Source organism: Mycolicibacterium sp. XJ879 (genome assembly GCF_053483935.1).
Genome location: NZ_JBEFTH010000002.1, coordinates 535,970 through 560,567, shown reverse-complemented (window position 1 = coordinate 560,567; position 24,598 = coordinate 535,970). Strand labels below are relative to the sequence as shown.

Below are 24,598 nucleotides of genomic sequence, written 5' to 3'. Positions count from 1 at the left end.
CATCATGGTCTACATGACCCGTTCAGTCGCCGACATCGCGCGCATGCCCCGCGGCGGCCCGGACGCGTCGTGTGTGGATCGCCTGCTGCAAACTGACCGCCTGGAATATCTCGACCGCGACACCGTCGGGGACGCCGCGGGCGAAGCGCGCAAACGCGCGGTGATCCGTTCGCTGGAGTGGGTCGGCCAATTCTTCGGCGAGACCGAACATTTCGCGCGTCTGGCGCTCGATGAAGTGGCCGACGTCCCTGACCCAAAGATCCTGGAGCTCGGCGCCGGACACGGTGCGCTGGCCCGTAAATTGCTTGACTGGCACCCCACCGCCGAGCTGACCGTCACCGACGTCGATGCCGCGTCGGTGGTCGCGATGACAACCGGGGATCTGGGCGCGCACCCGCGCGCGTCGGTGCGCCGGTTGGACGCCACCGCCATCGATGCGCCCGACCGCCACTTCGACCTGGCGGTGTTCGCGTTGTCGTTTCATCACCTGTCGCCGCCGCAGGCGTCGCTCGCATTGGCCGAGGGCACCCGGGTGGCCGACAAACTGCTGATCATCGACCTGCCTCGGCCGCCGTCGCCGCTGCACCTGATGCGGCTCGCGGTGATGATGCCGCTCGCCCCGGTGGTCCCGTTTCTGCACGACGGCGTGATCAGTTCGCTGCGGTCGTACAGCCCGTCGGCGCTACGCGCTCTGGCGACGCATGCCGACCCCGCGATCGACGTAGAACTGCGCGGCGGGCTGCTGAGCTCGCAGGTGGTGATCGTCCGCCGGTGAACGCCTGCGCTCGACGTAGAGGCCGACCACCGCATGCAGGATGTCGTACACCTGCGGATGCGCCGCGATGTAGGTCAACACTGCCCGCCGCACTGTAGTCACAGCTAGGTAATTCCCGGCGCAAGGCGGTTTAAACGGTCACCGTCGGACCCGAGGCCTGGTCAGCCGGTGCAGCAGCCACGCGACCGGGATGGTGAACGCCAGCGTCGCGGCGAACAGCCCCGTCACCGAGCCGGAATAGACCGGCCAGTGCAGCACCGAAACCATCACGATCTCCATCACGACCACGTGCACCAAGAAGATTTCGTAGGAAATCTCGCCCAGCCACACCATCACCCTGCTGCCCAACATCCCCTCATACCAGCCCCGGCGCGGCCCGCTGAGCCCCAGCGGCGCGACCACCAGGGTGGCGATCACCGCGTAGAGCACCACCTTCGCGATGTCCTCACTCAAACCCAATGCGGGGGCGTCGGTTTCACCGGCGATCGGGGTGGCCACGATCAGGTAGGCCACCAGCGCCACCGGCAGCGCCGCCGCGGCGTAGCATCGAACGCCCTTGACCGCCAACACCGCAAGCGCCATCCCGCCGACGAACCAGACTAGGTAGTGCGGCAGCCACAGCCCCGCCCCGTTGGGCAGCCAGTCGGTGGTATGCATCACCAGCAGCCACAGCGGGCTGACGGCACCGAGCACGGCCAGGCCCGCCAACAGCAATCCGGGTCGCCAGTGCCGCCGGCACAGCACCACCAGCAGCAGGTACGCCAGCAGCGGCAGCGCCGCGTAGAACGCCACTTCGACGGCCAAGCTCCACATCTGGGTCAGGCCCTGATGCATGTAGGCGGTCAAGTAGTTGCCACTGTAGATCTGCGTCAGGGTGAGGTTACGGATCAGGCCGTGCCAGGTGTGGCCGGGGTTGGGTGTGATGTCGCGGAACTCGTAGACCAGGTATGCGATCAGCACCGTCACCACGTAGGCCGGCATGATGCGGCGCACCCGGTTGCGGGCATAGCGGGTTACCGACGGTGCGGCAGTGCCCGCCGCGGCGGCGCGCACCCACCCGCCGAACAGCAGAAAGCCCGACAGCACGAAGAAGATCGCGACCCCGATCTCCATGCGCGCGAACACCAGCCCGACGTATCCGCGGTTGTAGGTGCCGGTGCCGTAGGCGGCATGGGTGCCCATGACCAGCAGCGCCGCCACAGCCCGCACGCCGGTGAGCGAGGCGACGCGGTCGACGGCGGCGACCTGCTCCAGCCCGCCCTGGTCGACGTCGTCGGCTGCCGGCCCGCTCACCCGGCCAGTATGCCGCTTACGAGACGACGATCAGTCCCTTGCCAGCACCACCCGTTCGTTCGGCACGCAGTGCGTCATCTTCAGATCCGATACGTCGCGCGGCCCGTTCTTGCCGAGGCTCTGTCGTCGCTGCTCGTCGTCTTCGGAAAGCGTCTGGGATGCAAGTGGTTCCATGTCACGCTGGTCGACCGGCAGCTGCAGGTAATCGGCCCGACCCGGTGGCTGTTTTCGACGGCTTCCCGATTCGGTGCGCGACAAACGCGGCAAGCTCGTCAGATCGTGACGCTCTCCCCGCGGCCCACCTCGATGACCCGCTCGGCGAGCCCGCGTCGCGCCATTTCGGCGAGAAAATCCGAAAGCGGCGAGGCGAACACCCCGTAGTCGTTGAAGTGGATGGGGATCACGCGCGGCAGGTTCAACCGTTCGGTCAGGGCGGTGCCGCGACGGCCGTCCATCGTGACCGTCAACCCGAACGGCAGGTGCCTGCCGAACGGCAGCCGGGTGCCGCCCAGGTGCAGCAACCCGGCGTCGACGTCGGGGAACCGCCGGGGTATCTCGTCGAGTTCTTCGATCACCAGGGTGTCCCCGGAGACGTAGAGCCGCCGGGTCGGCTCACCGGGCGTGCTCGCCTCGATCATCGACCCCATCACCGGGGGCAGCGCCCGGTGGATCGGGGCGGGTCCGTGCCGTCCCGGCAACGACGTCACGGTGACCGTCGTGGCGACCTTGGTGATCGTGTGGCTGTCCCACGTCGCCATCGGCTCTGCGCGCCCGAACCCGCGCCGTACCAGCCGTTTGGCGGCGTGCGGGGTGGTCAGGATCGGCAGCGCGCGGTCCAGTTGCGCCTGCGCGACGCGGTCCCAGTGATCGCCGTGCATATGCGAGAGCACCACCGCGTCCAGCGGCGGCAGCTCGGCGATATCCAGCGCCGGGTCGTACAGCCGCTTGGACAGCAACCCGTATCCGAGGTAGGCGTGTTGGCCGGCGTGCAGGAAGTTGGGATCGGTCAGCAGCGTGACATCGCCTGCGGTGATCAGCGTGGTGGCGTTGCCGATGAAGGTGACGGTGATGTCCACGACCCTGGGCTACCCCGCACGGCGGCGTTCACGCGTGGTTTGTGCTCCGGTTACTTGCGCAAGCGTCACCGACGCTGAAGCATCGGCGGTGTGGGCGAACAACTGAAGCAGACCGAGTTCAGCCGCGCGCACCGGCGCGAGTACCGGCGCAAGGTGCAGCAGTGCCTCGACGTGTTCGAAACCATGCTCAACCAATCCAGCTTCGAGTTCGAGCGGCCGCTGACCGGCATGGAGATCGAGTGCAACCTGGTCGACGACGCGTATCAGCCCGCCATGACCAACCAGGAAGTGCTCGAGGCGATCGCCGACCCGGCGTACCAGACCGAATTAGGCGCCTACAACATCGAATTCAATGTTCCGCCGCGGCGGCTGCCCGGCCGCGCGGCGCTCGAGCTGGAGAACGACGTGCGGGCGAGCCTCAACGCCGCCGAGGCCAAGGCCAACGACCACGACGCGCACATCGTGATGGTCGGCATCCTGCCGACGCTGATGCCCGAGCATCTGTCGGGCCGGTGGATGAGCGAATCGACGCGCTACCAAGCGCTCAACGATTCCATCTTCACCGCGAGGGGCGAGGACATCCTCATCGACATCACCGGTCCCGAACGCCTCAGCCTGCAGACCGAGTCGATCGCCCCGGAGTCGGCGTGCACCAGCATGCAACTGCACCTTCAGGTTTCGCCTGCGGACTTCGCGCAGAACTGGAACGCCGCGCAGGTGCTGGCCGGCCCCCAACTCGCGCTGGGCGCCAACTCCCCGTACTTCTTCGGCCACCAGTTGTGGAATGAGACCCGCATCGAGCTGTTCATGCAGGCCACCGACACCCGTCCCGACGAACTCAAGGCGCAGGGGGTGCGGCCGCGGGTATGGTTCGGCGAGCGGTGGATCACCTCGATCTTCGATCTGTTCGAGGAGAACGTGCGTTATTTCCCGTCGCTGCTGCCCGAGCTGACCGACGAGGACCCGGCCCGTGAACTCGCGGAAGGCCGCACTCCGCGACTGGCCGAACTGCGGCTGCACAACGGCACCATCTACCGCTGGAACCGGCCGGTGTATGACGTGGTGGAGGGCCGCCCGCACCTGCGGGTGGAGAACCGGGTGCTGCCCGCGGGGCCGACGGTGGTCGACATGATGGCCAACGCCGCGTTCTATTACGGCGCGTTACGGACGCTCTCCGAAGAGGACCGGCCGCTGTGGACGAAGATGAGTTTCGCTGCGGCCCAACACAATTTCCTGGAGTCGGCACGCAACGGCATGGACGCCCGGCTGTACTGGCCCGGCCTGGGCGAGGTGACCCCCGACGAACTGGTGCTGCGTCAACTGCTGCCGATGGCCGACGAGGGGCTGCGCCGCTGGCAGGTGGCCGGTGAGGTCCGCGACCGCTACCTCGGGGTGATCGAGGGCCGCGCCAAGACCGGCCGCAACGGGTCGGCCTGGCAGGTGGCCACGGTGAAGGCGCTTCAGGAGCGCGGGCTCAGCCGCCCGAACGCGTTGGCCGAGATGTTGCGGCTGTACTGCGAACGCATGCACAGCAACGAACCTGTGCACACCTGGGACCAGCCTTAGCTTAGGCCTCGGCGGTCGCGGCGGTCAGTGCCTCGGCGAACTGCGCCAGCTCCTCAGGTGCGGTGTCGACGTGCGGGGAGGCCCGCAGCACCGGCGTGGTCAGTTCGAACGGCGCGCGCTGCGCGTCGGCATATGTCGTGACGATGCCCCGCTGCGCGATCAGCCAGGCCCGCACCTTCTGCGGATCGGCGCCGTCGGTAGGGGCCAGGGTGGTGATCGCGGTGGGTTCGTCGAGCGGTTCGACCACCCGCCAGCCGTCGGCGCCGGCCAACGCCTGCCGCGTCCACCGTCCGACTTCGGCCAGCCGGTCGCGCACGTGCTGCGGCCCCGCCGCGAGGTGCTCCCCCACCGCGAGCGAAAACCCCACGCGGGCAGCAAGGTTGGCCTCACCGTGTTCGAGGCGCTGGGTCACGGTCAGCGGCACCCCCCATTCCGGGGGCGGCAGCCGGGGCTGGAGCCGCTGCGCCAGTTCGGGTTCGATGGCCAGCACGCCGACACCGCGCGGGCCGGCGAGCCATTTGCGCGACGCGCTGTAGATCGCTGCGGGGCGCACGGCACAATCGAGGTGCCCGAGGGCCTGGGCGGCGTCGACGACCAACGGGAGACCGAGGTTTCGGCACACGTCGGCCATGGCGGCCAGCGGCTGCGCGACACCGCGGTGGCTGGCCAGCGCGGTGAGATGCACGAGGGCGGGCGGGTCGGCGCCCAACTGCCGAGCGGCGGCGTCGACGTCGAGCCGCCCGTGATCGTCGGCGGGCAGCGGCCGCACGTCGAAACCGTTGGCGGCCATGATCGCCAGGTTGGGTCCGTACTCACCGGGCAGGCAGGCGAGCGTGCGCTTCTGCGGCCAACTGGACAGCAGCAGATCCAGTGCGTGGTTGGCGCCGGTGGTGAAGACGACATGGTCGGCGGGCAGGCCGGTCAGGGCGGCGACGGCGGCGCGGCCGGCGTCCAGCACCGGCGCGGCCGCCTCGGCGGCGACGTATGCGCCGACCTCGGCCTCGTGGCGAGCGTGTTGCGCGGTAGCGTCGATGACCGCGAAGCTCTGCCGCGAGCACGCCGCGCTGTCCAGATGCAGGCCGGCGACCTTCGGCCGCGCCGACCGCCACTGCTCGGCGAGGCTCATCTGGCCGCGAGGGACAGGCCGAAATCGCCTGCCGGGTCGGTCCACCAACGGGTGCGGCGCAACCCGGCGGCGGCCAGTTCCGCGGCGACCCCGTCGGGGCGGAACTTGCACGACACCTCGGTGAGCATCTCCTCACCGTCGGCGAAGGCGACGGTCAGGTCCAGGTCGCGCACATACACCCGCTGTGCACCGCGGGCGCGCAGCCACATCTCGATTCGTTCCTCGGCGTCGTTCCACGTGGCGACGTGCTCGAACGCGTCGAGGTCGAAGTCGGCGCCGAGTTCACGGTTGATGACCGCCAGCACATTGCGGTTGAACTGTGCCGTCACACCGGCGCTGTCGTCGTAGGCGCGCACCAGACGTCCCGCATCTTTCACCAGATCGGTGCCCAATAGCAGGCTGTCGCCGGGCCGCATCGTCTGCGCCAGCGCGGCCAAGAACCGCGCCCGCGGTCGCGCGGTCAGGTTGCCGATTGTCGAGCCGAGAAAGGCGATCAGCCGCCGGCCGCCCCGGGGGATCTCGCCGAGGTGCTCTTCGAAGTCGCCGCACACCGCATCAACCTCGATACCCGGGTACTCGCGCTGGATCGCCGCCCCCGCGGCGTTGAGCACGCCGGCGTCCACGTCGAACGGGACAAACCGACGCAGGGTTCGGTTGTCACGCACCGCATTCAGCAGCATGCGGGTCTTCTCCGAGGTGCCGCTGCCCAGCTCCACCAGCGTGTCTGCCGTTGATGCTTCGGCGATCTCGGCGGATCGGCTGCGCAGGATCTGCGCCTCGGTGCGGGTCGGGTAGTACTCGGGCAGCCGGGTGATCTGGTCGAACAGGTCGCTGCCGACCGAGTCGTAGAACCATTTGGGAGGCAACGTCTTCGGGGTCTGCGTTAAGCCGTCTAGCACATCACGGCGCAGCGCCTGCGCGGCCGAGTTGGCCGGCAGGTGGTTGGACAGCGAGATGGTCATGACGGTCCTTTCAACGGGATCAGCTCGACCTCCGAGCGGCCGACGACCGATACCAGATGCCGGTCCGGCAGCTCCCGCCACCGCGGGTCGTCGTCGTAGGGTTCGCTGGCAAGTACGGTGCCGTCGGGTCTGCTCAACATCGAAAGGGTGTCGCCCCATGTGGTAGCGAGCATGCGGGATCCGTTGGCGGCCAGGATGTTCAGCCGTGCGTCGGGGTCGGCGGCGCCGATTTCCGCGATGGTGTCGGCGAGCCGGTCGAGGCCGCGGTCGAAGATCAGCGCCGCCAGCAGCGCACTGTCGTTGGTGGATTCTGCGTGCGGCGAGGGCGGCAGCACGGCCCGGTCGACGAGGCCGTTGTGCGACAGCAGCCACTGGCCGTCGGTGAACGGCGCCGACGCCGACGCCTCGATCGGCATGCCGATGCTGGCCGATCGCACGGCCGCCACGATGCAGCCGCCGCGCAGCGCGGGCGCCACCGACGCGAACGATGCATCCCCCCACAGCGGTGTGGCGCTGCGCCACCGTCGGGGCGTGCCGTCGGGCACATCGGAGGAGAAGAACCCGACACCCCACCCGTCGGCGTTCATCAGGCCGTGTTTCTGGCGGCGCGGCGCATACGACTGCACCACAAGGCCGTTGGCGGGCTCCGATACCAACGACGCCACCGACGCCGGGTCACCGAGCCAGCCCAGATGCCGGCACATCAGGCTTGACCTTCCGCAACGGACCAGGCCAGCCGCACGCCCGAGAAGATCTGGCGCCGGATCGGATGGTCCCAGTTGCGGAAGCTGGGCCGCAGGATGTTGGCCGCCACCGCCCAGGATCCGCCGCGCAGCACCTGGTAGTCGCCGTCAAAAAACGGCTGCGAGTAGCGCTCGTAGATCATCGGCGTGAAGCCGGGCCAGGGCCGCAGCGGCGAGGTGGTCCACTCCCACACGTCGCCGAGCATCTGTTCGGCGCCGTAGGCCGACGCACCCGCGGGGTACGCCCCGACCGGCGCGGGCCGCAGCGCGTCGCCGCCGAGGTTGGCCAGATCCGCCGTCGGCGCCGACGCGCCCCACGGGTAGCGGCGCCGCGCGCCCACCGCGGGATCCCACGCGCAGGCTTTCTCCCACTCGATCTCGGTGGGCAGCCGGGCGCCCGCCCACGCCGCATACGCCTCGGCCTCGAAATACGAGACGTGTTGCACGGGTTCGTTGGGGGCGATGTCCTCGACTCGGCCGAACCGGGTGCGGGTGCCGTCCGGGTTCCAGAACTGCGGGGCCACCAATGCGGCCTGCATCCGGTGCGCCCAGCCGGCTTGCGACCACCACCGCGGCTGGGAATAGCCGCCGTCGTCGATGAACTGTTGCCACTCGCCGTTGGTGACCGGCACCCGGCCGATGCGAAACGACGGGATATCGACGACGTGGGCGGGGCGCTCGTTGTCCAGCGAGTGCGGTTCGGTCACCGCGTCGACACCGAGGACGAACTCGCCGCCGGGCACCAGCACGGACGTGCCCGCCACGCCAGGGCGACCGGCGGGCAGCGCCGCGCCGCCGTCGAGCAGCGGCGGCCCGGACCGCAGGTTCAACGCCTGCAGCATGGTCTCGTCGTGCTGGTTCTCATGGCTGATCACCAAGCCGAAGTTGAATCCGGAACCGCTATCGGGCAGCGCGTCGAGCACGTCGAGCACCTTGTCGCGCACGGTGCGGCAGTAGGCGCGGGCGTCGGTCGGGGCCAGCAGCGGCAGGTCGGCGCGGTCGGCGCGGGGATGAACGAACGCGTCGTAGAGACGCTCCACGTCGGGGGGCAGCATGCCCGGCCGGTTGGGGTTGCCGTCGCGCAGCAGCCAGAGTTCTTCCTGTTGGCCGACGTGGGCGAGGTCCCACACCAGTGGGCTCATCAGCGGGTGGTACTGGCGGCCGAGTTCGGCGTCGTCGAAGTCCACCAGCCGAAGCGTGCGCTCACGGGCGGCGGTCAGTTCACGCGCGAGTATTTCGCGAACCGTCACGTCTCCTCTCGCGCCAGGTCGACGACGGCGGATGCGAGCCCGTTCTTGACCACCCGGTCGGCGATATCGTCGGCCGGACACCGTCCCTGTTCGACCGAACGCACCAGCCGCTGCATCGATTCCATCAGCTCGCGCGGCGCCCGTTCGGCTGCGGCCGTCACGCACCGGATCGCGGCCTGCCGCAGCCGTCGGTCGCCGAGGCCTTGTTGCGCCGCGCGGTCCCAGGCCGTGGCGACCGGTTCGGTGGCCTCCGCGGCCACGGCCGCGGCCGCGGGATCGTCGAGCAGCGTGACGAGCGTGAACACCAGGGCCGGCCAGCTGCCGTCGGGCACGCTGTCGAGGTAGCGGATCTCCAGCCAGCCACGCGGTCGCACCGGCGGGAACAGCGTGGTGAGGTGGTAGTCGACGTCAGCCTCGGTGGGTTGGCGGTTGCCCAGCGGCGCCCGCCCGTCGGCCCAGTCGGCGAACGGAACCCATTCGGTCACCGGGACGACCTGCGGGGTGGTCAGCAGCATCACCGGCGCCTTGAGCGCGTACCGCGCCCAGTCGCTGGCGGGGTCGTCGCCGCGTTCGCCGAGCACCGGGCCGCAGCGCGCGGAGTCCAGCTGGCTCCACACGCGCTGCCGCGCCGAGCGCCACCCACAGAACTTTCCGCCCAGCAGCGGGGAGTTGGCGGCGACGGCGATCATGGTCGGCCCGAGCGCATGCGCCAGGCGCACCCGGTCGGCCCAGCCGGCGCGCGGTCCGGCGTCGACGTTGATCTGCACCGACGCCGTCGACGTCATCATCGCCGCGCCGGCGACACCGGTGCGGCTGGCGTGAAAGAACGTCTCCATGGCGGCGTAGCGGGCACCGGGGTTGATCCGTCGGGCGGGCCGCAGCGGGTCGGCCCCGAGCAGCACCAGCCCGAACCCCGCGCGGGCGAAGGCGTCGCGCAGCACCGCGCGGTCGGCCGTCATCGCGGAAATGGCCGACATCGGTCCGTCGCAGGGCGGGCCGGACAGTTCGACGGCGCCGCCGGGTTCAACGGTCACCCGGCTGCCGCCCGGCAGCGGCGGCAGGTCGGCGATGACGTCGCTCAGCTCAGCCCAGCTCGGCCGTCGCATCGGATCGGTCAGGTCGAAACAGTGCGCCTCGACCTCCAGGCCGACCCGGCCGACCGGCCCGTCGCGCAGGCAGTTACCGCCGATGTGCAGCGCGGCGCTGTACGCGCTGGAGAGCTCGGGCGGGCCGGTGCGTGCGTCGTCGACCTCGGACGTGATGGTGAAGGCCATTTTCCCATCCCCTTCCGGGTCCGGCGCGATCGCGGCGTTCAGACCATCTTGAAGGAGACCTCCGACAAATCCCGAGCCCTTTTTTGTGAACTATCGGTTAAGCCGGCGCCGCGATTATTGGCCGAGCGTGTTCTGCATGGCTCCGGCCAGCACGTTCACCGCGGGACCACCGTTGCCGGACTGGCAGACTTTCGCTTGCAGCAAAACGTTTTCCCGCTTGCGGGTGGTGACGAAGCAGCGCCGGTCGGTGCCGGCCTCCTGCTTGACCCAGTCCGCCTCGGTCGCCGTGGTCGGCCCGCTGGTGTACGTCCACACCTGGGTGGTGAAGTTGTCCAGGTGTATCGCGGTGGTCTGCCCGTTGCAGCCAACGGTACGGTCGACGACGCGGCGGAACGCCCGTTCGGCGGCGTCGGTGTTGGCGTAGACCCCGACGGCCTGTTTGACGAAGTGGCTCTGGTCGTCCGGCGCGGTCTGGGTCACCGCACCGTTGAACGACGCGAGGTCGGGGTCGGCGTAGACGTCGGGCAGCCCGATGTCGGCCCAGTTGTTGCAGGCGGGGTTGTCGACGTAGAAGGACTGGAACGGATCGGAGAAGGTCCACTCGAACCGCATCGTCGCGCCGACGATGTTGCCGACCGAGCCCTTGGGCAGCACCGCGTAGTTGACCACTCCCGGGTCTGACGGGCGGGCACCGGCCGGCGCCGCCAGCGTCAGACCCACGAGGGCGACGCCGACAGCGGCGGCGATCCGCATCAGACCTTCGCCGACAGCTTGACGTCGACGTTGCCGCGGGTGGCCTTGGAGTACGGGCACACCTGATGCGCCTTGTTCATCAGGTCGTCGGCGCCGCTCTGGTCAAGGCCGGGCAGGTAACCGATGAGGTGGGCGTTGATGGCGAAGCCGCCGTCGGCGTCCTTACCGAACCCGACCTGCGCGGTGATCGCCGTCGCGTCGTCGAGGTTGATGTCGTTGTTCTTGGCCACCAACCGCAGCGCCCCGAGGAAGCAGGCGGCGTAAGCGGCCGAGAACAGTTCCTCGGGGTTGGTGCCCTCGCCGCTGCCGCCCATTTCTTTCGGGTGGTTGGTGTTCAGGTCGATCTTGCCGGTCGACGACTTCACGTGGCCTTCGCGGCCGCCACCAGTTGCAGTTGATTCCTGGGTGAATACGACTTCGATGCTCATGGCTCTGATCATGCCAGCCAGGCCATGAACGGCAAGACGCCCCTCGATCGCTAGCCGCCGGCTCCGTTCTGTTTGGCCCGCACGCCCTCTTCGACCTTCTTGCCCAAGTCGGGGTCGACGTTGCGCCAGTACTCGAAGACACGCGAGAGCACCGGCTCGCGAACGCCATCGGACACATGGCCGATGATGTTGTGCGCCAAACGTTCCCGGGCTTCGTCGTCGAGCACCTCGCGCACCAGCGTCCCGGGCTGACCCCAGTCGTCATCGTCGGGCCGCATGGTGTAGGCCATGCGCACCATGTCGCCGTCGGACGCCCAGTGCGCCTCGGCGGCACGCTTCGCGTCGGCGGCCGGACCGCCCATCGAGTTCGGTGCGTACACCGGGTCGGGCACGTTGCGGATGCGCATGGCGCCGTCCTTGGAGTACGCGCGCACCTCGTTCTTGGGCTCGTTGACCGGTATCTGCTTGTAGTTCACCCCGAGGCGGGCGCGGTGCGCGTCGGCGTAGGAGAACCCGCGGGCCAGCAGCATCTTGTCGGGGCTGAGCCCGGTTCCCGGTACCAGGTTGTTCGGCTCGAACGCCAGCTGCTCCATCTCCGTGTGGAAGTCGGTGACGTTGCGGTTCAGCGTCATCTTGCCGACCTCGTGCAGCGGGTAGTCGCCGTGCGGCCACACCTTGGTCAGATCGAACGGGTTGAACCGGTAGGTCTTGGCCTCCTCGAACGGCATGATCTGCACGTGCAACGTCCAACTCGGGAAGTTGCCGTCCTCGATCGAGGTGAACAGGTCGCGCTGGTGGTAGTCGCTGTCTTCGCCGGCAAGGCGGTCGGCGTCCTCCTGGGTGAGGAAATCGATGCCCTGGTCGGTCTTGAAGTGGTACTTCACCCAGAACAACTCGCCGGCGTCGTTGAGCCAGCTGTAGGTGTGGCTGGAGTAGCCGTTCATGTGCCGCCAGGTCTTCGGGATCCCGCGATCGCCCATCAACCAGGTGACCTGGTGGGCGCTTTCCGGTGAGAGCGACCAGAAGTCCCACTGCATGTTGTGGTCGCGCAGATTGTTGGCCTGCAACCGCTTCTGGCTACGGATGAAGTGCTGGAACTTCATCGGGTCACGCATGAAGAACACCGGGGTGTTGTTGCAGACGAGGTCGAAGATGCCGTCGTCGGTGTAGAACTTCAGCGCGAAGCCGCGCGGGTCGCGCCAGGTGTCCGGGCTGCCGCGCTCGCCGGCGACCGTGGAGAACCGCGCGATCATCTCGGTTTTGGAGCCTGGTTGCAAGAACGCGGCCTTGGTGTACTCAGTGACGTCGTGGGTCACCTCGAATTGACCGAACGCACCACCGCCCTTCGCGTGCGGTTGTCGTTCCGGGATGCGTTCCCGGTTGAAGTTGGCCATCTGCTCGATCAGGTAGTGATCCTGCAGCAGAATCGGGCCGTCCGGACCGACCGTGAGCGAGTGCTCGAGACTCGGGGCAGGGTTGCCAGCGTCGTTGGTCGTGTAGTTCTCGGTCATCTAGCTCATCTCCTTGGATCGGCGGCAAGTGGCTGAGCCGCCCACGTAACGGAGTCCCCCAATGTGGACCGGTTCCAAACGTGGCAGGACGGCGTCGGTCCCGGGTCGACTCTCGGTTGAGGAGAACGCCGGTCGCGGCGGCAGTCAGGGTCGGGCGGGCGGCGTCGGCGCAGGCGAGGGCGGCTCCGGGGATTGTGGCGGCGTCATCCGACCGCCGGGGCCGAACGGTGGGGCCGGCCGTTCAACTTCGCCGCTCGGACCCATCGGGAACATCGGAGGCGGGCCGCGATGGAACATCGAGAAGCCGCGGTCGCCGTGATGGCCCCGGTGTCCGTCGTGATGGCCGCCGGAGTGCGCGCCGAGGACGAAGCCGGCGAAAAAGATCACGGCGACGATGAAGATCACGCCGGCGACGATGCCCACCACGGCGGCTGCAGAGGTGAGCCGGTTGCGCCGCGCGGGTTCGGTCGTCGCCGTGACGGGGGTGGTGACCGGTTCAGATGTTGGTTCGCTCATGACGTCGATCATCGCGCTGCATACTCGGCGCCGCTTGTGGTTGCGGCTGAGAATCAGCTGTGAGTGGCTTTTGACAACGGCGCGGCGGACGGTTTGACTATAAACGTTGTCAAAATGCGCACCGAAGGGAAAGTGGCGATGAGCAGGCCAATCCCGACCCGTCATCCGGATCGGCCCCGGCCGATACCCGCGACCATCCGGCTGATGGCTCAGGCGATGCGTATCAGCGCGCCGACCCCCCAGCAGTGGCGCAGGCTCGGTGAGCGATTGACGGTCGGCGACGAGCCGATGGACCGACTCGTCTCGTGGATGTCCTCTGTGGGCCTGAAAGAGACGCGCCCGCTCTTCGACCGCGCGCTCGCCTCGGGCATCGACGCGGTGCCCGACGCGCCCGAACCGCTGGTCGAGTTCTTCCGCGAGGCCGAGACGGAGCCGTCGTGGGTCGACCGCACGATGCTGGAGCGCGGTCAGCGGGCGTTGCGGCGCGGTGGCGCCGACGGCATGTACATCGCCCGTGACGTGTCGCTGCTGGGCGGCTATCAGTTCTCCGGCTTCAACAAGACGCTGCTGCGCACCGGCGCGTTGGAGAAGGGGTCCAACAAGCGGTTCGCCGAGACGATGCAGTGGGCGATGGACGTCATCGCCGAAGGCGGCCTGCAGGTGCTGGGCTCGGGCTATCAGGCCACGCTGCGCGTGCGGTTCATCCATTCGTTGGTGCGCAAACATGTGGGCGCGATGCCGGATTGGCGCGCCGACGAATGGGGTGTGCCGGTCAACCAGACCGATATGGCGGCGACGCTCGTCGGGGCGCTGGTCGCGCCGTCCGTGGGCGTGGCCGGCATGGGAGTTGTGTTGCGGCCCAAGGATTATGCGGCCGTCGCGCACCTGACTCGCTACGTCGGCTGGCTGATGGGCGTCGAGGACGAGTGGCTGCCGCGCGACTTCCGCGACAGCATCCGGGTGCTGTACCACACGCTGGGCGCGCTGGCCGAGCCCGACGAATCGTCCAAGCAGTTGGCGATGCCCATGGTCGACGACCCGTTGATCTGGCACTACGACACCGTGCCCGCGATCCGGCGTCGTATCGCACGGGCGCAACATCTTTCGGTCACCAGCAGCTTCCTGGGACCGCGCACCATGGCGGCGCTGGGTCTGCCGCGCTGGGTGCCGCCGTGGTATCCGGTGCTGCGGCTGCCGGTGAACCTGGCCCGCAGCGCGGCCGCCGTCGTTCGGCCCGACGGGATCGCCCGTGCCGCCGCGCGCGGTGACCGTGAGCAGAAGGTGTTGATGCGCACGATCATCGGCGACACCGACGCCACGATCGGCGAGTCCGCCTCACACGTCGGAAGCGTCGCCTGATCGGGGCGGCCGTGGGCTAGGGTCGCCTCGGTGAGCGCGCGTTTCGAGGAGCTGGGTTGGCGGCAGACGCCGATGGGTGTCATCAGCCTGCGACGTCGCTTCGATCTGACGGTGCGCGCCGACGTCTACGAGGTCAAACTCGACGACGAGCACGTGATGTCGAGCCTGTTCACCGTTGCCGAACGTGAGCTGGCGCGGCTGGGGCTGGCGCGCACGTCCGGAACGGAACTCGACGTGGTCATCGGCGGATTAGGGCTCGGCTACACCGCGCTCGAGGCCTTGGCGGATCGACGGATTCGATCGCTCACGGTCGTCGAATACTCGGATGCGGTGATCGACTGGCACGAGCGCGACCTGCTGCCGGATACGGTCGGCCTCGCCGCCGACCCGCGCGTCGCGCTGGTGTGCGTGAACTTCTTCGCCGCTGCAACTGATCTGGCCGCATTCGATCCCGACCATCCCGGCCGGACCTACGATGCCATCCTGCTCGACATCGACCACTCGCCGCGGCATGTGCTGCACGATCCGCACTCCGCGTTCTATACCGTCGACGGCCTGCGAGCCCTATCAGCACATCTGACTCCAGGTGGGGCGTTCGCGATGTGGTCCGACGACGAACCGGACGACGACTTCGGCTCCGTACTCGAATCGGTCTTCACCGACGTTGCGGCCCAGCAGATTTGGTTCGACAATCCGATCACCCGAGGTCGGTCTGCGGCCACGATCTACCTCGCGAACCGGGTCTGACACTGTGCGCGCTGACTGTCTCACGGCTTGAACGGGTTGACCGCGAACTGAATCACCCGGTATGGCGCACCGCCGCGCGGTCCGGTGTTCCACTGGCTGACGAACACCCGCACCTCGTCGATCGTCGAGCCCGGCGAGATGTAGCCGCCGTAGGGCTGGGCGAGCCGGTTGTTCTCCGGCGGCCCGAGATGTTCGGCGGGCTCGGGCCATTCGGCGGCGACGACGACCGTCGTGACCGGCGCGGCGCCCAGCTGCGTCGGATCGTTGGCGACACGCACCTCCATGTTGCCGGTGGTGGCATTGAAGTAGGACAGCACGGTCCTGCCGTCGAGCTGCCGCACGCTCATCTCGCCGATGCGGTCGGGCCACAGCGGTGTCGGCGGATGCCCCCAGCCCAGCGTCGAGGACCAGCCCTGCCAGCTGGCGCGGTCGGGGAAACTCTGCGGGGTGGCCCGGTACAGCACCGCGGGCCCGCTGCGGTCGAAGTTGTTGGCGACGATGTAGACAAAGCCGCTCGGCGAGTCCGGTTTGGGGATCGGGTCGTAGTATCCGCTGATCTGGGTCTGCCGCCCCTGCGCGTAGTCGGCGGGCCGTTCCGATCCCGGTACCGTCTGCCAGTTACCTTGGCCCGGTTCAGCTTTCACCAGCCGGGAGGTCTGCGGGTCCAGGTCACGCACGGTGGTGACCATCATGTAGTTCTCGCGGTTTATCGACACGACGCCGGCAGGAAGCTGGGATGCTCCCGGCGGTGTCGGGTCGGCCAGCAGCGGTTTGTCGATGCCCGTGACGCCGTCGTAGCGCACGCCGCCCTCGTCGTTGATGGATTCGGTGTCGACGTGCAGCGCGATCGGCGAGTACCAACCGCCGTAGCCGACGCCCTGACCCGCGAAGCTGTCTCCGCAGATCTGCAGGATTCCGCTGGGGAACTCCATGAACTCGCACAGATCGGTGGCGCCGATGCCGTAATCCTGTGTCGGCGTGCCGGTTCCCGCTGCCGTTCCGATGCGGATCACCTGCCCCGGTACCAGCGGCGGCAGCACCGGGTCAGGGATGGGCGCCGGTTGCGCGACGGCGACGATCGCCGAAACTGTATTCCAGCAGAGAAAGATCGAGAGAAGGCCTGCTGGAATGCAGTTTCGACGCAAGGCGGCGCGCTACAGCTCGGCGGCCAGCAGCTCGGCGATCTGGATCGTGTTGAGAGCCGCGCCTTTTCGCAGGTTGTCACCCGAGACGAACAGCGCAAGCCCGCGCCCGTCGGGCACACCCGGATCCTGGCGAATGCGCCCCACCAGCGTGTCGTCGACACCCGCGGCGGCCAGCGGTGTCGGCACGTCGACCAACCTCACCCCCGACGCCGCACCCAGGATCTCCGAGGCGCGCTGCACCGAAAGCGGCTGGGAGAACTCGGCGTTGATCGACAGCGAGTGCCCGGTGTAGACCGGCACCCGCACGCAGGTGCCGCTGACTGCGAGGTCGGGAATGCCGAGTATCTTGCGGCTCTCGTTGCGTAGCTTCTGGTCTTCGTCGGTCTCACCGGAGCCGTCGTCGACGTATGAGCCCGCCAGCGGCACCACGTTGAACGCGATCGGCGCGACGTAGGTGTCCGGGGCGGGAAAGTCCACCGCGCCGCCGTCGTGCACCAGGTCGCGGCTGCCGGAGATGGCCGCCTGCGCCTGACCGTAGAGTTCCTCGACACCAGCCAGCCCGCTGCCCGAAACCGCCTGATACGTCGAGGCGATCATGCGCACCAGCCCGGCTTCGTCGTGCAACGGCTTGAGCACCGGCATCGCGGCCATCGTGGTGCAGTTCGGGTTGGCGATGATGTTCTTCGCCAGCTTCACGCCCCGCACGTCGCGTTCGAAGTTGACCTCGCTGACCACCAGCGGCACGTCGGGGTCCTTGCGCCACGCCGAGGAGTTGTCGACGACGATGGCGCCGGCCTCCGCGAACCGCGGCGCCTGTACTTTCGACATCGCCCCGCCCGCGGAGAACAGTGCGATGTCCAGCCCGGAGGGGTCGGCGGTCGCGGCGTCCTCGACCTCGATCTCCTGGCCGCGGAACGGCAGCTTCTTACCCTGGGAACGCGCCGACGCGAAGAACCGCACGCTGGAGGCGGGGAAATCGCGCTGCTCGAGCAGGTTGCGCATGACCTGGCCGACCTGGCCCGTAGCACCGACTACACCGATCGCGACCATCTATCTCTCCCGTCGCTGCGCTCGCCCCACGGTTACCGGCCCGTTCCCGCGTAGACCATGGCCTGCTCCTCGCCGCCCAGCCCGAACGCCTCGTGCAGGGCCGCCACCGCCTTGTCGAGTTCGGTGTCCTTGATCAGCACCGAGATGCGGATCTCGGAGGTGGAGATCAGGTCGATGTTCACGCCGACCTCGGCGAGCGTCTCGCAGAACTTCGCGGTGACGCCCGGATGGCTCTTCATCCCCGCCCCGACCAGCGACACCTTGCCGATGTGGTCGTCGTAGAGCACCTTGGTGAAGCCGATCTCCTTCTGCAGTGCAGACAACGTCTCCACCGCGGCGGGCCCATTGTCGCGGGGGCAGGTGAAGGTGATGTCCGTCTTGCCGTCCTCGACCTTGGAAATGTTCTGCAGCACCATGTCGATGTTGATGTCGGCGTCGGCGACGGCGCGGAACACCTTGGCGGCGTAGCCGGGCACGTCGGGGATGCCGACCACGGTCACCTTGGCTTCGCTACGGTCGTGGGCGACTCCGGTCAGGATGGCGTCTTCCATGGGTATGTCCTCTATCGATCCGGTCACCAGGGTGCCGGGTTTGTCCGAGTACGACGAGCGGACGTGGATGGGAACGTTGTAGCGGCGGGCGTATTCCACGCAGCGCAGCATCAGCACCTTGGCCCCGCACGCCGCCATCTCCAGCATCTCCTCGAAGCTGACCTGGTCGAGGTGGCGCGCGTTGGACACGATGCGCGGGTCGGCGGTGAAGATGCCGTCGACGTCGCTGTAGATCTCGCACACGTCGGCGTTCAGCGCCGCGGCCAGCGCGACGGCGGTGGTGTCCGAGCCGCCGCGGCCCAGCGTGGTGACGTCCTTGCTGTCCTGGCTGACGCCCTGAAACCCGGCGACCAGCACGATGTAGCCCTCGTCGAGCGCATCGCGCAGCCGGCCCGGCGTGACCTCGATGATCTTGGCCTTGCCGTGGACGCTGGTGGTGATCACGCCGGCCTGCGATCCGGTGAACGAGCGCGCCTGGGCGCCCAGCGAGTCGATGGCCATCGCGACCAGCGCGTTGGAGATCCGCTCCCCCGCGGTAAGCAGCATGTCCATCTCGCGCGCCGGCGGCGCCGGACACACCTGCCTGGCCAAATCCAGCAGGTCATCGGTGGTGTCGCCCATCGCAGAGCACACGACGACCACGTCGTTGCCGGCCTTCCTGGTCTCCACGATGCGCTCGGCGACGCGACGGATCCGCTCGGCGTCCGACAACGAGGATCCGCCGTATTTCTGTACGACGAGCGCCACTGAACAAGCCTTTCGCATTTCGGGGAGGTCCTCATCAAGGATAGAGGTTGGTCGCATCCGGTTTTACCCGCCGGTAGCGGCGCCGGCTCTAGCCGCAGGTCCGACGCGGCGCTGAGGTCCCCTGCGGCGTTACCCGGGACAGGCCTCCGAGAGATGGGCGAGCTTCTGGCTGATCTGGGCGTTGATGGCGGCCATCTCGTAAAACGTCGGCGGCGGCGGGGCGCCGGGGGCGCGCGCTTCGGTTTCAGCGCGCACGGTGGACATCTTGCGGACGAACTCGTCGGCGAGGTTCGCCAACTGTGAGCTGGTCCACTCCAGATCCGGTGCGCTACGGCTGACCTTCTGCGCACGTTCGGACAACCCGTCGGCCCAGGCCCGGTACGCGGTCTCTTCGGCCATGGTGGGCAAGCCGTCACCCTCACCGGATTTCGACTCGATCAGCGCGGCCTGAGACTGGTTGTACTCCAACAACTCCCGCACCGCGTCGCACTCCTCGGGCGGGCGGTTGAACATGCTGTAGACAAGGGCCGCCACGACCAGAATCACCACCCCGATGGCCACCCACCACCGCCGATCGACCTTCACCGCCTGAACTCTAACGATCGGCGTTGCGCGCCTGCATCACCAGGGGTTTTCTCAGCACCGGCGGGCTTGCTAGAGTGGCCGGGTGCAGCGGGTGCTCCTTCTCGGCAGCCGCGACGGGGTCTGATCCAGACCGGCTTCCCGTCGCGGGTGTTCGACGATGCGCCGGTCGAGTCCCGTCCAAACTCCCGGAGCAACCATCGTGACCACTTTCTCGAAATCTTCCCCCGATTCCCCTGACGCCTTCGCGTCCGTGCGCACCATCACCACACCCGCCGGCGCACCCCACCCCAAGCAGCCCGCCTGGAACACCCAGCGCGGGTCGGCGATGCCGGTGCACCGCTACCGCAGCTTCACTGACGAGGTGCCGGGCGGGAACCCGGCGTCAGGTACCGCCCAGATCCCGTTTGACCGCACCTGGCCCGACCGGATCATCGACACCTCACCGATGTGGTGTGCGGTGGACCTGCGCGACGGCAACCAGGCGCTGATCGATCCGATGAGCCCGGCCCGCAAACGCCGCATGTTCGACCTGCTGGTGCGGATGGGTTACAAGGAGATCGAGGTCGGTTTCCCGTCGGCCAGCCAGACCGACTACGACTTCGTCCGCGAGATCATCGAGCAGGGCGCGATCCCCGACGACGTCACCATCCAGGTGCTCACGCAGTGCCGCCCGGAGCTCATCGAGCGGACCTTCCAGGCGTGCGAGGGCGCGCCGCGGGCGATCGTGCACTTCTACAACTCGACGTCGATCCTGCAGCGCCGCGTGGTGTTCAAGGGCGATCGCGAGCAAGTCAAGGCCATCGCCGTCGATGGGGCGCGTAAGTGTGTCGAGGAAGCCAAGAAATACCCCGGCACCCAGTGGCGGTTCGAGTACTCCCCGGAGTCCTACACCGGCACCGAGCTGGTGTACGCCAAAGAGGTCTGCGACGCGGTCAGCGACATCATCGCCCCCACACCGGAGTGGCCGCTGATCATCAACCTGCCCGCCACCGTGGAGATGGCCACCCCCAACGTCTACGCCGACTCGATCGAGTGGATGAGCCGCAACCTGAACCGCCGCGACAGCATCGTGCTGTCGCTGCACCCGCACAACGACCGCGGAACCGCCGTCGCCGCAGCGGAATTGGGCTACGCGGCCGGCGCGGACCGGATCGAGGGCTGCCTGTTCGGCAACGGCGAGCGCACCGGCAACGTGTGCATCGTCACGCTGGGCATGAACCTGTTCTCCCGCGGCGTCGACCCGCAGATCGACTTCTCCAACATCGACGAGATCCGCCGCACCGTCGAGTACTGCAACCAGCTGCCGGTGCCCGAACGCCACCCCTACGGCGGCGATCTGGTGTACACCGCGTTCTCCGGCAGCCATCAGGACGCCATCAACAAGGGCCTGGACGCGATGAAAGTCGCTGCCGACGAAGCGGATTCCGACGTCGACGACATCCTGTGGCAGGTGCCCTATCTGCCGATCGATCCGCGCGACGTGGGCCGCACCTACGAGGCCGTCATCCGGGTGAACTCGCAGTCGGGCAAGGGCGGTGTGGCCTACATCATGAAGGCCGACCACGGCCTGGCGCTGCCGCGGCGGCTGCAGATCGAGTTCTCCCAGGCGATCCAGGCGATCACCGACGGCGAGGGCGGCGAGGTGTCGCCCAAGGAGATGTGGGACGTCTTCTACGACGAGTACCTGGCGCCGGTGCGTCCGCTGGAACGGATCCGGCAGAAGGTGACCGCCGCCGAGGTCGACGGTGGCACCGACACCGTGGAGGCGGTCGTTGCCGTCGATGGTGTGGAGCACGAGATCGTCGGCGCGGGAAACGGTCCGCTCGCGGCGTTCGTCGACGCGCTCGGCGCGATCGACATCAACGTCAACGTGCTGGACTACTCCGAGCACGCCATGTCGTCGGGCGAGGAGGCCAAGGCCGCCGCGTATGTCGAGGCGTCGATCAACGGCCGCACAGTGTGGGGCGTCGGTATCGCGACGTCGATCACGACCGCGTCACTGCGCGCGGTGGTGTCGGCGGTGAACCGGGCCGCACGCCCTCAGCCGAGCTGAAGCCCACACGCAACCGACCCCGGTAGCGCTTCGGGTCAGAACAGCGCGAACTGCTCGCCGGCGGCTCGGGTGTCGGTGAACTCCTCGATACCGGTGCCGGTGACGACGTCGTCGAGGCGGGCCAGGAAGTCGGCGTCGTTGACCAGCGGCACCCCGAGCGTCTTGGCCTGATAGCCCTTGCCCTGCTGAGGTTCGGGCTCGTTGCAGATGATCAGCGACGTCAACATGTCGACGGTGTCGGTGTAGGCCAGCCCGGTGTGCAGGATCCGTTCGACCAGCTCTTCGTGGGTGTGGTCGACCTCGGCCGACAACGCGACGCGCATGCCCTGCACCAGGGGCCTGCCGTCGATGTGGCGGCCGGGGTTCAGGTACGGGCACGGCATCCGCGACGCCAACATCTTCAGCGGGCGGACCTCGTCGTGGGTGACCAGGCCGTTGGGCCAGCGTCGCCGCGTCACCGGATGCACCGGCAGCCACACCTTGCGTTCGCGTGCGCGCACCAGCACGGGTTTGAGGATCTGGGCGAGCACCAGCGCATCGTCGAGGGCGTCGTGCGGCTTCATCTGTGTGACGCCCCAGTGCGCGGCCAGCGTCTCCAGCCGCAGGTTCTCGGTGCCCAGACTGAGGCGGCGGGCCAGCTCCACGGTGCACATCACCGTGTCGGTGGGCAGCTCCTCGTTCACCAGCTCGGCTTCGGCGGCCAGAAACGAGTAGTCGAAACCGACGTTGTGGGCGACCAGGGTGCGACCGTCGAGCAGTTCGATCAGCGGCCCGACGACGTCGCCGAAACACGGCTGGCCCTCCAGCATCTCGGCGGTCAGCCCGTGCACGTGGGTGGGGCCCGGGTCGACGCCGGGATTGAGCAGGCTGTACAGGCTCTGTTCGACGTTGCCGTCGTCGCCGAGGGCAAGCGCGGCGATGCTGACGATGCGAGCCTGGCCGGGGCGGAAACCGGTGGTTTCCACGTCGACGACCGCCCAGCCGGCGCCGGCCTCGTGTGCCGGTCGGCCCCACAAGTGGCTCACAGTTTGAGGATGGCACGGTAGTCCGACAAACCAGGGACCTCGCCGGTCGGCGGTGCAGCGTGTCGGCCGCGGTTTCGGCGCCCTCATAGACTTCCGGGAATGGTCACCATACGAGGGCGCGGCGCGCTGGCGGCCGGTTCCGCGGCGCGCTGGGCGTCGCGGGTCACCGGACGCGGCGCCGGCGCGATGATCGGCGGCCTGGTGGCGTTGACGCTGGACAAGTCGCTGCTGCGGCAGCTGGGGCGGGGCCGTCGCACCGTGGTGGTGACCGGGACCAACGGCAAGTCGACGACCACCCGGATGACCGCCGCGGCGCTGCGCACGATCGGCGCGGCACCCGGTGCCGCTGAAACCGTCGCGACCAACGACACCGGCGCCAACATGGACGCCGGGCTGGTGGCCGCACTCGCCGGGGCCCGTGACGCGCCGCTGGCCGCGTTGGAGGTCGACGAGATGCACGTGCCGCACGTGGCCGATGCCGTCGATCCGGAGGTGATCGTGCTGCTGAACCTGTCACGCGACCAGCTGGACCGCGTCGGCGAGATCAACCACATCGAGCGCACGCTGCGGGCCGGGCTGGCCCGGCATCCCGCGGCGGTGGTGGTGGCCAACTGCGACGACGTGCTGATGACGTCGGCGGCCTATGACAGCCCGCACGTGGTGTGGGTGGCCGCCGGCGGCGGATGGGCCAACGATTCGGTGAGCTGCCCGCGCTCCGGCGAGATCATCGTGCGCGATGGTGCGCAGTGGCGTTCCACCGGAACGGATTTCAAACGTCCCCGCCCGCACTGGTGGTTCGACGAGACGAATATCTATGGACCGGACGGGTTTACCTTGCCGATGACGTTGGCGCTGCCCGGAGCGGTGAACCGCGGCAACGCCACCCAGGCGGTGGCGGCGGCGGTGACCATGGGCGCCGATCCTGCTGCGGCGGTGGCGGCGGTGTCGGCGGTCGACGAGGTCGCCGGGCGCTACCGCACGGTGCGGCTCGGTGAGCACACCGTGCGCATGCTGTTGGCTAAGAACCCCGCGGGGTGGCAGGAGGCGCTGTCGATGGTCGATAAACACGGTGCGGGCGTGGTGATCTCGGTCAACGGGCAGGTGCCCGACGGCGAGGATCTGTCGTGGCTGTGGGATGTGCGCTTCGAGCACTTCGGCGATACGAAGGTGGTGGCGGCCGGTGAGCGCGGCACCGATCTCGCGGTGCGGCTCGGGTATGCGGGCGTCGAGCACACGCTGGTGCACGACACCGTCGCTGCGATCGCGTCGTGTCCGCCGGGGCACGTCGAGGTGATCGCGAACTACACCGCGTTTCTGCAACTGAACCGGGTATTGGAGCGCCGTGGCTGAGTCGAGGGTGCGGATCGGGTTGGTGCTGCCCGACGTGATGGGCACCTACGGCGACGGCGGCAATGCGGTGGTGCTGCGGGAGCGGTTGCGGCTTCGCGGGTATGACGCCGAGATCATCGAGATCACGCTAGCGGATCCGGTGCCCGCCGAGCTGGACCTGTACACGTTGGGCGGAGCGGAGGATTACGCGCAGCGGCTGGCCACCACACACTTGCTGCGCTATCCGGGTCTGCAGCGAGCTGTTTCGCGCGGCGCCCCGGTGCTGGCGATCTGCGCGGCGATCCAGGTGCTGGGGCATTGGTATGAGACATCGTCGGGCGAACGGGTCGAGGGGGTCGGCCTCCTGGATGCGACGACGGCGCCGCAGGATGACCGCTCGATCGGTGAGGTGGTGTCGCAGCCGTTGCTGGAAGGGCTCACTGAGCGGCTCACCGGTTTCGAGAACCACCGCGGGGGAACGGTTTTGGGTGCTATGGCTCGGCCCCTCGGCCGGGTGGTCAGCGGGGCGGGCAACCGGGACGGCGACGGCATCGACGGTGCGGTGCAGGGCAGCGTCGTCGCCACCTACCTGCACGGGCCGTGTCTGGCGCGCAACCCGCAGTTGGCCGATCACCTGTTGTCTCGGGTCGTCGGCGAGCTGGCGCCCTTGGAGCTGCCCGAGGTCGAGCAGTTGCGCCGCGAGCGGCTGGTCGCCCCCCGCCGGGCCTAGGTGC

General features: G+C 68.4%; 24 protein-coding genes. 7 read left to right on the top strand and 17 right to left on the bottom strand.

Features of this window, described 5'->3' with window-relative positions; genetic code table 11:
- The first annotated feature begins 4 nt into the window (after positions 1-4).
- Positions 5-775 carry a class I SAM-dependent methyltransferase gene (locus tag ABQF13_RS06455; RefSeq protein WP_448391877.1) on the top strand — a complete coding sequence of 257 codons (771 nt, stop codon included), beginning with the start codon at positions 5-7 and terminating at the stop codon, positions 773-775.
- Between the two features lie 138 nt (positions 776-913).
- On the opposite strand, the gene ABQF13_RS06450 is transcribed toward ABQF13_RS06455, so the two are convergent.
- From ABQF13_RS06450 to ABQF13_RS06440, 3 genes are all read right to left on the bottom strand, one after another.
- A complete protein-coding gene (locus ABQF13_RS06450) occupies positions 914-2,068 on the bottom strand; it encodes an acyltransferase family protein (RefSeq protein ID WP_448391876.1) in 1,155 nt (384 codons plus the stop codon).
- A 30-nt stretch (positions 2,069-2,098) separates the two neighbouring features.
- A complete protein-coding gene (locus ABQF13_RS06445; RefSeq protein WP_448391875.1) occupies positions 2,099-2,242 on the bottom strand; it encodes a hypothetical protein in 144 nt (47 codons plus the stop codon).
- Positions 2,243-2,340: 98 nt separating this feature from the next.
- Positions 2,341-3,144: an MBL fold metallo-hydrolase gene (locus ABQF13_RS06440; protein ID WP_448391874.1), complete on the bottom strand. Its 804-nt coding sequence runs from the start codon at positions 3,142-3,144 to the stop codon at positions 2,341-2,343.
- 90 nt (positions 3,145-3,234) lie between these two features.
- Between ABQF13_RS06440 and ABQF13_RS06435 the strand changes: the two genes are divergently transcribed.
- Positions 3,235-4,710, top strand: coding sequence for a glutamate-cysteine ligase family protein (locus tag ABQF13_RS06435; RefSeq protein ID WP_448391873.1), 1,476 nt, complete (start codon positions 3,235-3,237; stop codon positions 4,708-4,710).
- A 1-nt stretch (position 4,711) separates the two neighbouring features.
- On the opposite strand, the gene egtE is transcribed toward ABQF13_RS06435, so the two are convergent.
- The 9 genes from egtE to ABQF13_RS06390 all read right to left on the bottom strand — a co-directional run bounded on the left by egtE (position 4,712) and on the right by ABQF13_RS06390 (position 13,273).
- Complete coding sequence (egtE, locus tag ABQF13_RS06430; protein ID WP_448391872.1) at positions 4,712-5,836, bottom strand: ergothioneine biosynthesis PLP-dependent enzyme EgtE; 1,125 nt, start codon at positions 5,834-5,836, stop codon at positions 4,712-4,714.
- A complete protein-coding gene (gene egtD, locus ABQF13_RS06425; RefSeq protein ID WP_448391871.1) occupies positions 5,833-6,798 on the bottom strand; it encodes an L-histidine N(alpha)-methyltransferase in 966 nt (321 codons plus the stop codon). The genes egtE and egtD overlap by 4 nt, the downstream gene beginning before the upstream one ends.
- The gene (egtC, locus tag ABQF13_RS06420; protein ID WP_448391870.1) at positions 6,795-7,502 is read right to left on the bottom strand and encodes an ergothioneine biosynthesis protein EgtC; all 708 of its coding nucleotides are present in this window, start codon (positions 7,500-7,502) and stop codon (positions 6,795-6,797) included. Before egtC ends, egtD begins: the two co-directional genes overlap by 4 nt.
- Positions 7,502-8,791: an ergothioneine biosynthesis protein EgtB gene (gene egtB / locus ABQF13_RS06415; RefSeq protein WP_448391869.1), complete on the bottom strand. Its 1,290-nt coding sequence runs from the start codon at positions 8,789-8,791 to the stop codon at positions 7,502-7,504. The genes egtC and egtB overlap by 1 nt, the downstream gene beginning before the upstream one ends.
- Entirely contained in the window at positions 8,788-10,065 is a 1,278-nt protein-coding gene (gene egtA, locus ABQF13_RS06410; RefSeq protein WP_448391868.1) for an ergothioneine biosynthesis glutamate--cysteine ligase EgtA, read from the bottom strand. Before egtA ends, egtB begins: the two co-directional genes overlap by 4 nt.
- Before the next feature lie 114 nt (positions 10,066-10,179).
- On the bottom strand, positions 10,180-10,818 hold the full coding sequence (locus ABQF13_RS06405; RefSeq protein WP_448391867.1) for a sensor domain-containing protein: 639 nt from the start codon (positions 10,816-10,818) through the stop codon (positions 10,180-10,182).
- The gene (locus ABQF13_RS06400; protein WP_448391866.1) at positions 10,818-11,246 is read right to left on the bottom strand and encodes an organic hydroperoxide resistance protein; all 429 of its coding nucleotides are present in this window, start codon (positions 11,244-11,246) and stop codon (positions 10,818-10,820) included. The genes ABQF13_RS06405 and ABQF13_RS06400 overlap by 1 nt, the downstream gene beginning before the upstream one ends.
- 50 nt (positions 11,247-11,296) lie before the next feature.
- A complete protein-coding gene (locus ABQF13_RS06395) occupies positions 11,297-12,757 on the bottom strand; it encodes a catalase (protein WP_448391865.1) in 1,461 nt (486 codons plus the stop codon).
- Positions 12,758-12,901: 144 nt separating this feature from the next.
- Positions 12,902-13,273, bottom strand: coding sequence for a hypothetical protein (locus tag ABQF13_RS06390; RefSeq protein WP_448391864.1), 372 nt, complete (start codon positions 13,271-13,273; stop codon positions 12,902-12,904).
- Between the two features lie 138 nt (positions 13,274-13,411).
- Between ABQF13_RS06390 and ABQF13_RS06385 the strand changes: the two genes are divergently transcribed.
- Together ABQF13_RS06385 and ABQF13_RS06380 are read left to right on the top strand one after the other, a co-directional pair.
- Entirely contained in the window at positions 13,412-14,632 is a 1,221-nt protein-coding gene (locus tag ABQF13_RS06385; RefSeq protein WP_448391863.1) for an oxygenase MpaB family protein, read from the top strand.
- Positions 14,633-14,662: 30 nt separating this feature from the next.
- Entirely contained in the window at positions 14,663-15,379 is a 717-nt protein-coding gene (locus tag ABQF13_RS06380) for a polyamine aminopropyltransferase (RefSeq protein WP_448391862.1), read from the top strand.
- A 20-nt stretch (positions 15,380-15,399) separates the two neighbouring features.
- Here ABQF13_RS06380 and ABQF13_RS06375 read toward each other — a convergent pair whose 3' ends face one another.
- The 4 genes from ABQF13_RS06375 to ABQF13_RS06360 all read right to left on the bottom strand — a co-directional run bounded on the left by ABQF13_RS06375 (position 15,400) and on the right by ABQF13_RS06360 (position 19,457).
- Entirely contained in the window at positions 15,400-16,488 is a 1,089-nt protein-coding gene (locus ABQF13_RS06375; RefSeq protein WP_448392040.1) for a DUF4185 domain-containing protein, read from the bottom strand.
- Between the two features lie 45 nt (positions 16,489-16,533).
- On the bottom strand, positions 16,534-17,574 hold the full coding sequence (locus ABQF13_RS06370; protein WP_448391861.1) for an aspartate-semialdehyde dehydrogenase: 1,041 nt from the start codon (positions 17,572-17,574) through the stop codon (positions 16,534-16,536).
- Positions 17,575-17,606: 32 nt separating this feature from the next.
- Positions 17,607-18,872, bottom strand: coding sequence for an aspartate kinase (locus ABQF13_RS06365; RefSeq protein WP_448391860.1), 1,266 nt, complete (start codon positions 18,870-18,872; stop codon positions 17,607-17,609).
- A 129-nt stretch (positions 18,873-19,001) separates the two neighbouring features.
- On the bottom strand, positions 19,002-19,457 hold the full coding sequence (locus ABQF13_RS06360; RefSeq protein ID WP_448391859.1) for a hypothetical protein: 456 nt from the start codon (positions 19,455-19,457) through the stop codon (positions 19,002-19,004).
- 157 nt (positions 19,458-19,614) lie between these two features.
- Here ABQF13_RS06360 and leuA point away from each other — a divergent pair, with 157 nt between their 5' ends.
- Positions 19,615-21,510, top strand: a complete 1,896-nt coding sequence (gene leuA / locus ABQF13_RS06355) for a 2-isopropylmalate synthase (RefSeq protein WP_448391858.1) — start codon at positions 19,615-19,617, stop codon at positions 21,508-21,510.
- 35 nt (positions 21,511-21,545) lie between these two features.
- Here the strand turns inward: leuA and ABQF13_RS06350 are convergent, their stop codons facing one another.
- Positions 21,546-22,535 (bottom strand): DEDDh family exonuclease, encoded by a 990-nt coding sequence (locus tag ABQF13_RS06350; protein ID WP_448391857.1) that lies wholly within the window; start codon positions 22,533-22,535, stop codon positions 21,546-21,548.
- Between the two features lie 99 nt (positions 22,536-22,634).
- On the opposite strand from ABQF13_RS06350, the gene ABQF13_RS06345 reads away from it, so the two are divergent.
- Positions 22,635-23,885 (top strand): Mur ligase family protein, encoded by a 1,251-nt coding sequence (locus tag ABQF13_RS06345; protein WP_448391856.1) that lies wholly within the window; start codon positions 22,635-22,637, stop codon positions 23,883-23,885.
- Positions 23,878-24,594: a type 1 glutamine amidotransferase gene (locus ABQF13_RS06340; RefSeq protein WP_448391855.1), complete on the top strand. Its 717-nt coding sequence runs from the start codon at positions 23,878-23,880 to the stop codon at positions 24,592-24,594. Before ABQF13_RS06345 ends, ABQF13_RS06340 begins: the two co-directional genes overlap by 8 nt.
- The last annotated feature ends 4 nt before the right edge of the window (positions 24,595-24,598 follow it).

Coding starts and splice junctions, on each gene's coding strand:
- ABQF13_RS06390 (WP_448391864.1), bottom strand. CDS start 13,273: ATGAGCGAACCAACATCTGAACCGGTCACCACCCCCGTCACGGCGACG.
- ABQF13_RS06385 (WP_448391863.1), top strand. CDS start 13,412: ATGAGCAGGCCAATCCCGACCCGTCATCCGGATCGGCCCCGGCCGATA.
- egtE (WP_448391872.1), bottom strand. CDS start 5,836: ATGAGCCTCGCCGAGCAGTGGCGGTCGGCGCGGCCGAAGGTCGCCGGC.
- ABQF13_RS06400 (WP_448391866.1), bottom strand. CDS start 11,246: ATGAGCATCGAAGTCGTATTCACCCAGGAATCAACTGCAACTGGTGGC.
- ABQF13_RS06445 (WP_448391875.1), bottom strand. CDS start 2,242: ATGGAACCACTTGCATCCCAGACGCTTTCCGAAGACGACGAGCAGCGA.
- ABQF13_RS06455 (WP_448391877.1), top strand. CDS start 5: ATGGTCTACATGACCCGTTCAGTCGCCGACATCGCGCGCATGCCCCGC.
- ABQF13_RS06395 (WP_448391865.1), bottom strand. CDS start 12,757: ATGACCGAGAACTACACGACCAACGACGCTGGCAACCCTGCCCCGAGT.
- egtA (WP_448391868.1), bottom strand. CDS start 10,065: ATGGCCTTCACCATCACGTCCGAGGTCGACGACGCACGCACCGGCCCG.
- leuA (WP_448391858.1), top strand. CDS start 19,615: ATGCGCCGGTCGAGTCCCGTCCAAACTCCCGGAGCAACCATCGTGACC.
- egtD (WP_448391871.1), bottom strand. CDS start 6,798: ATGACCATCTCGCTGTCCAACCACCTGCCGGCCAACTCGGCCGCGCAG.
- ABQF13_RS06345 (WP_448391856.1), top strand. CDS start 22,635: ATGGTCACCATACGAGGGCGCGGCGCGCTGGCGGCCGGTTCCGCGGCG.
- ABQF13_RS06370 (WP_448391861.1), bottom strand. CDS start 17,574: ATGGTCGCGATCGGTGTAGTCGGTGCTACGGGCCAGGTCGGCCAGGTC.
- ABQF13_RS06405 (WP_448391867.1), bottom strand. CDS start 10,818: ATGCGGATCGCCGCCGCTGTCGGCGTCGCCCTCGTGGGTCTGACGCTG.
- egtC (WP_448391870.1), bottom strand. CDS start 7,502: ATGTGCCGGCATCTGGGCTGGCTCGGTGACCCGGCGTCGGTGGCGTCG.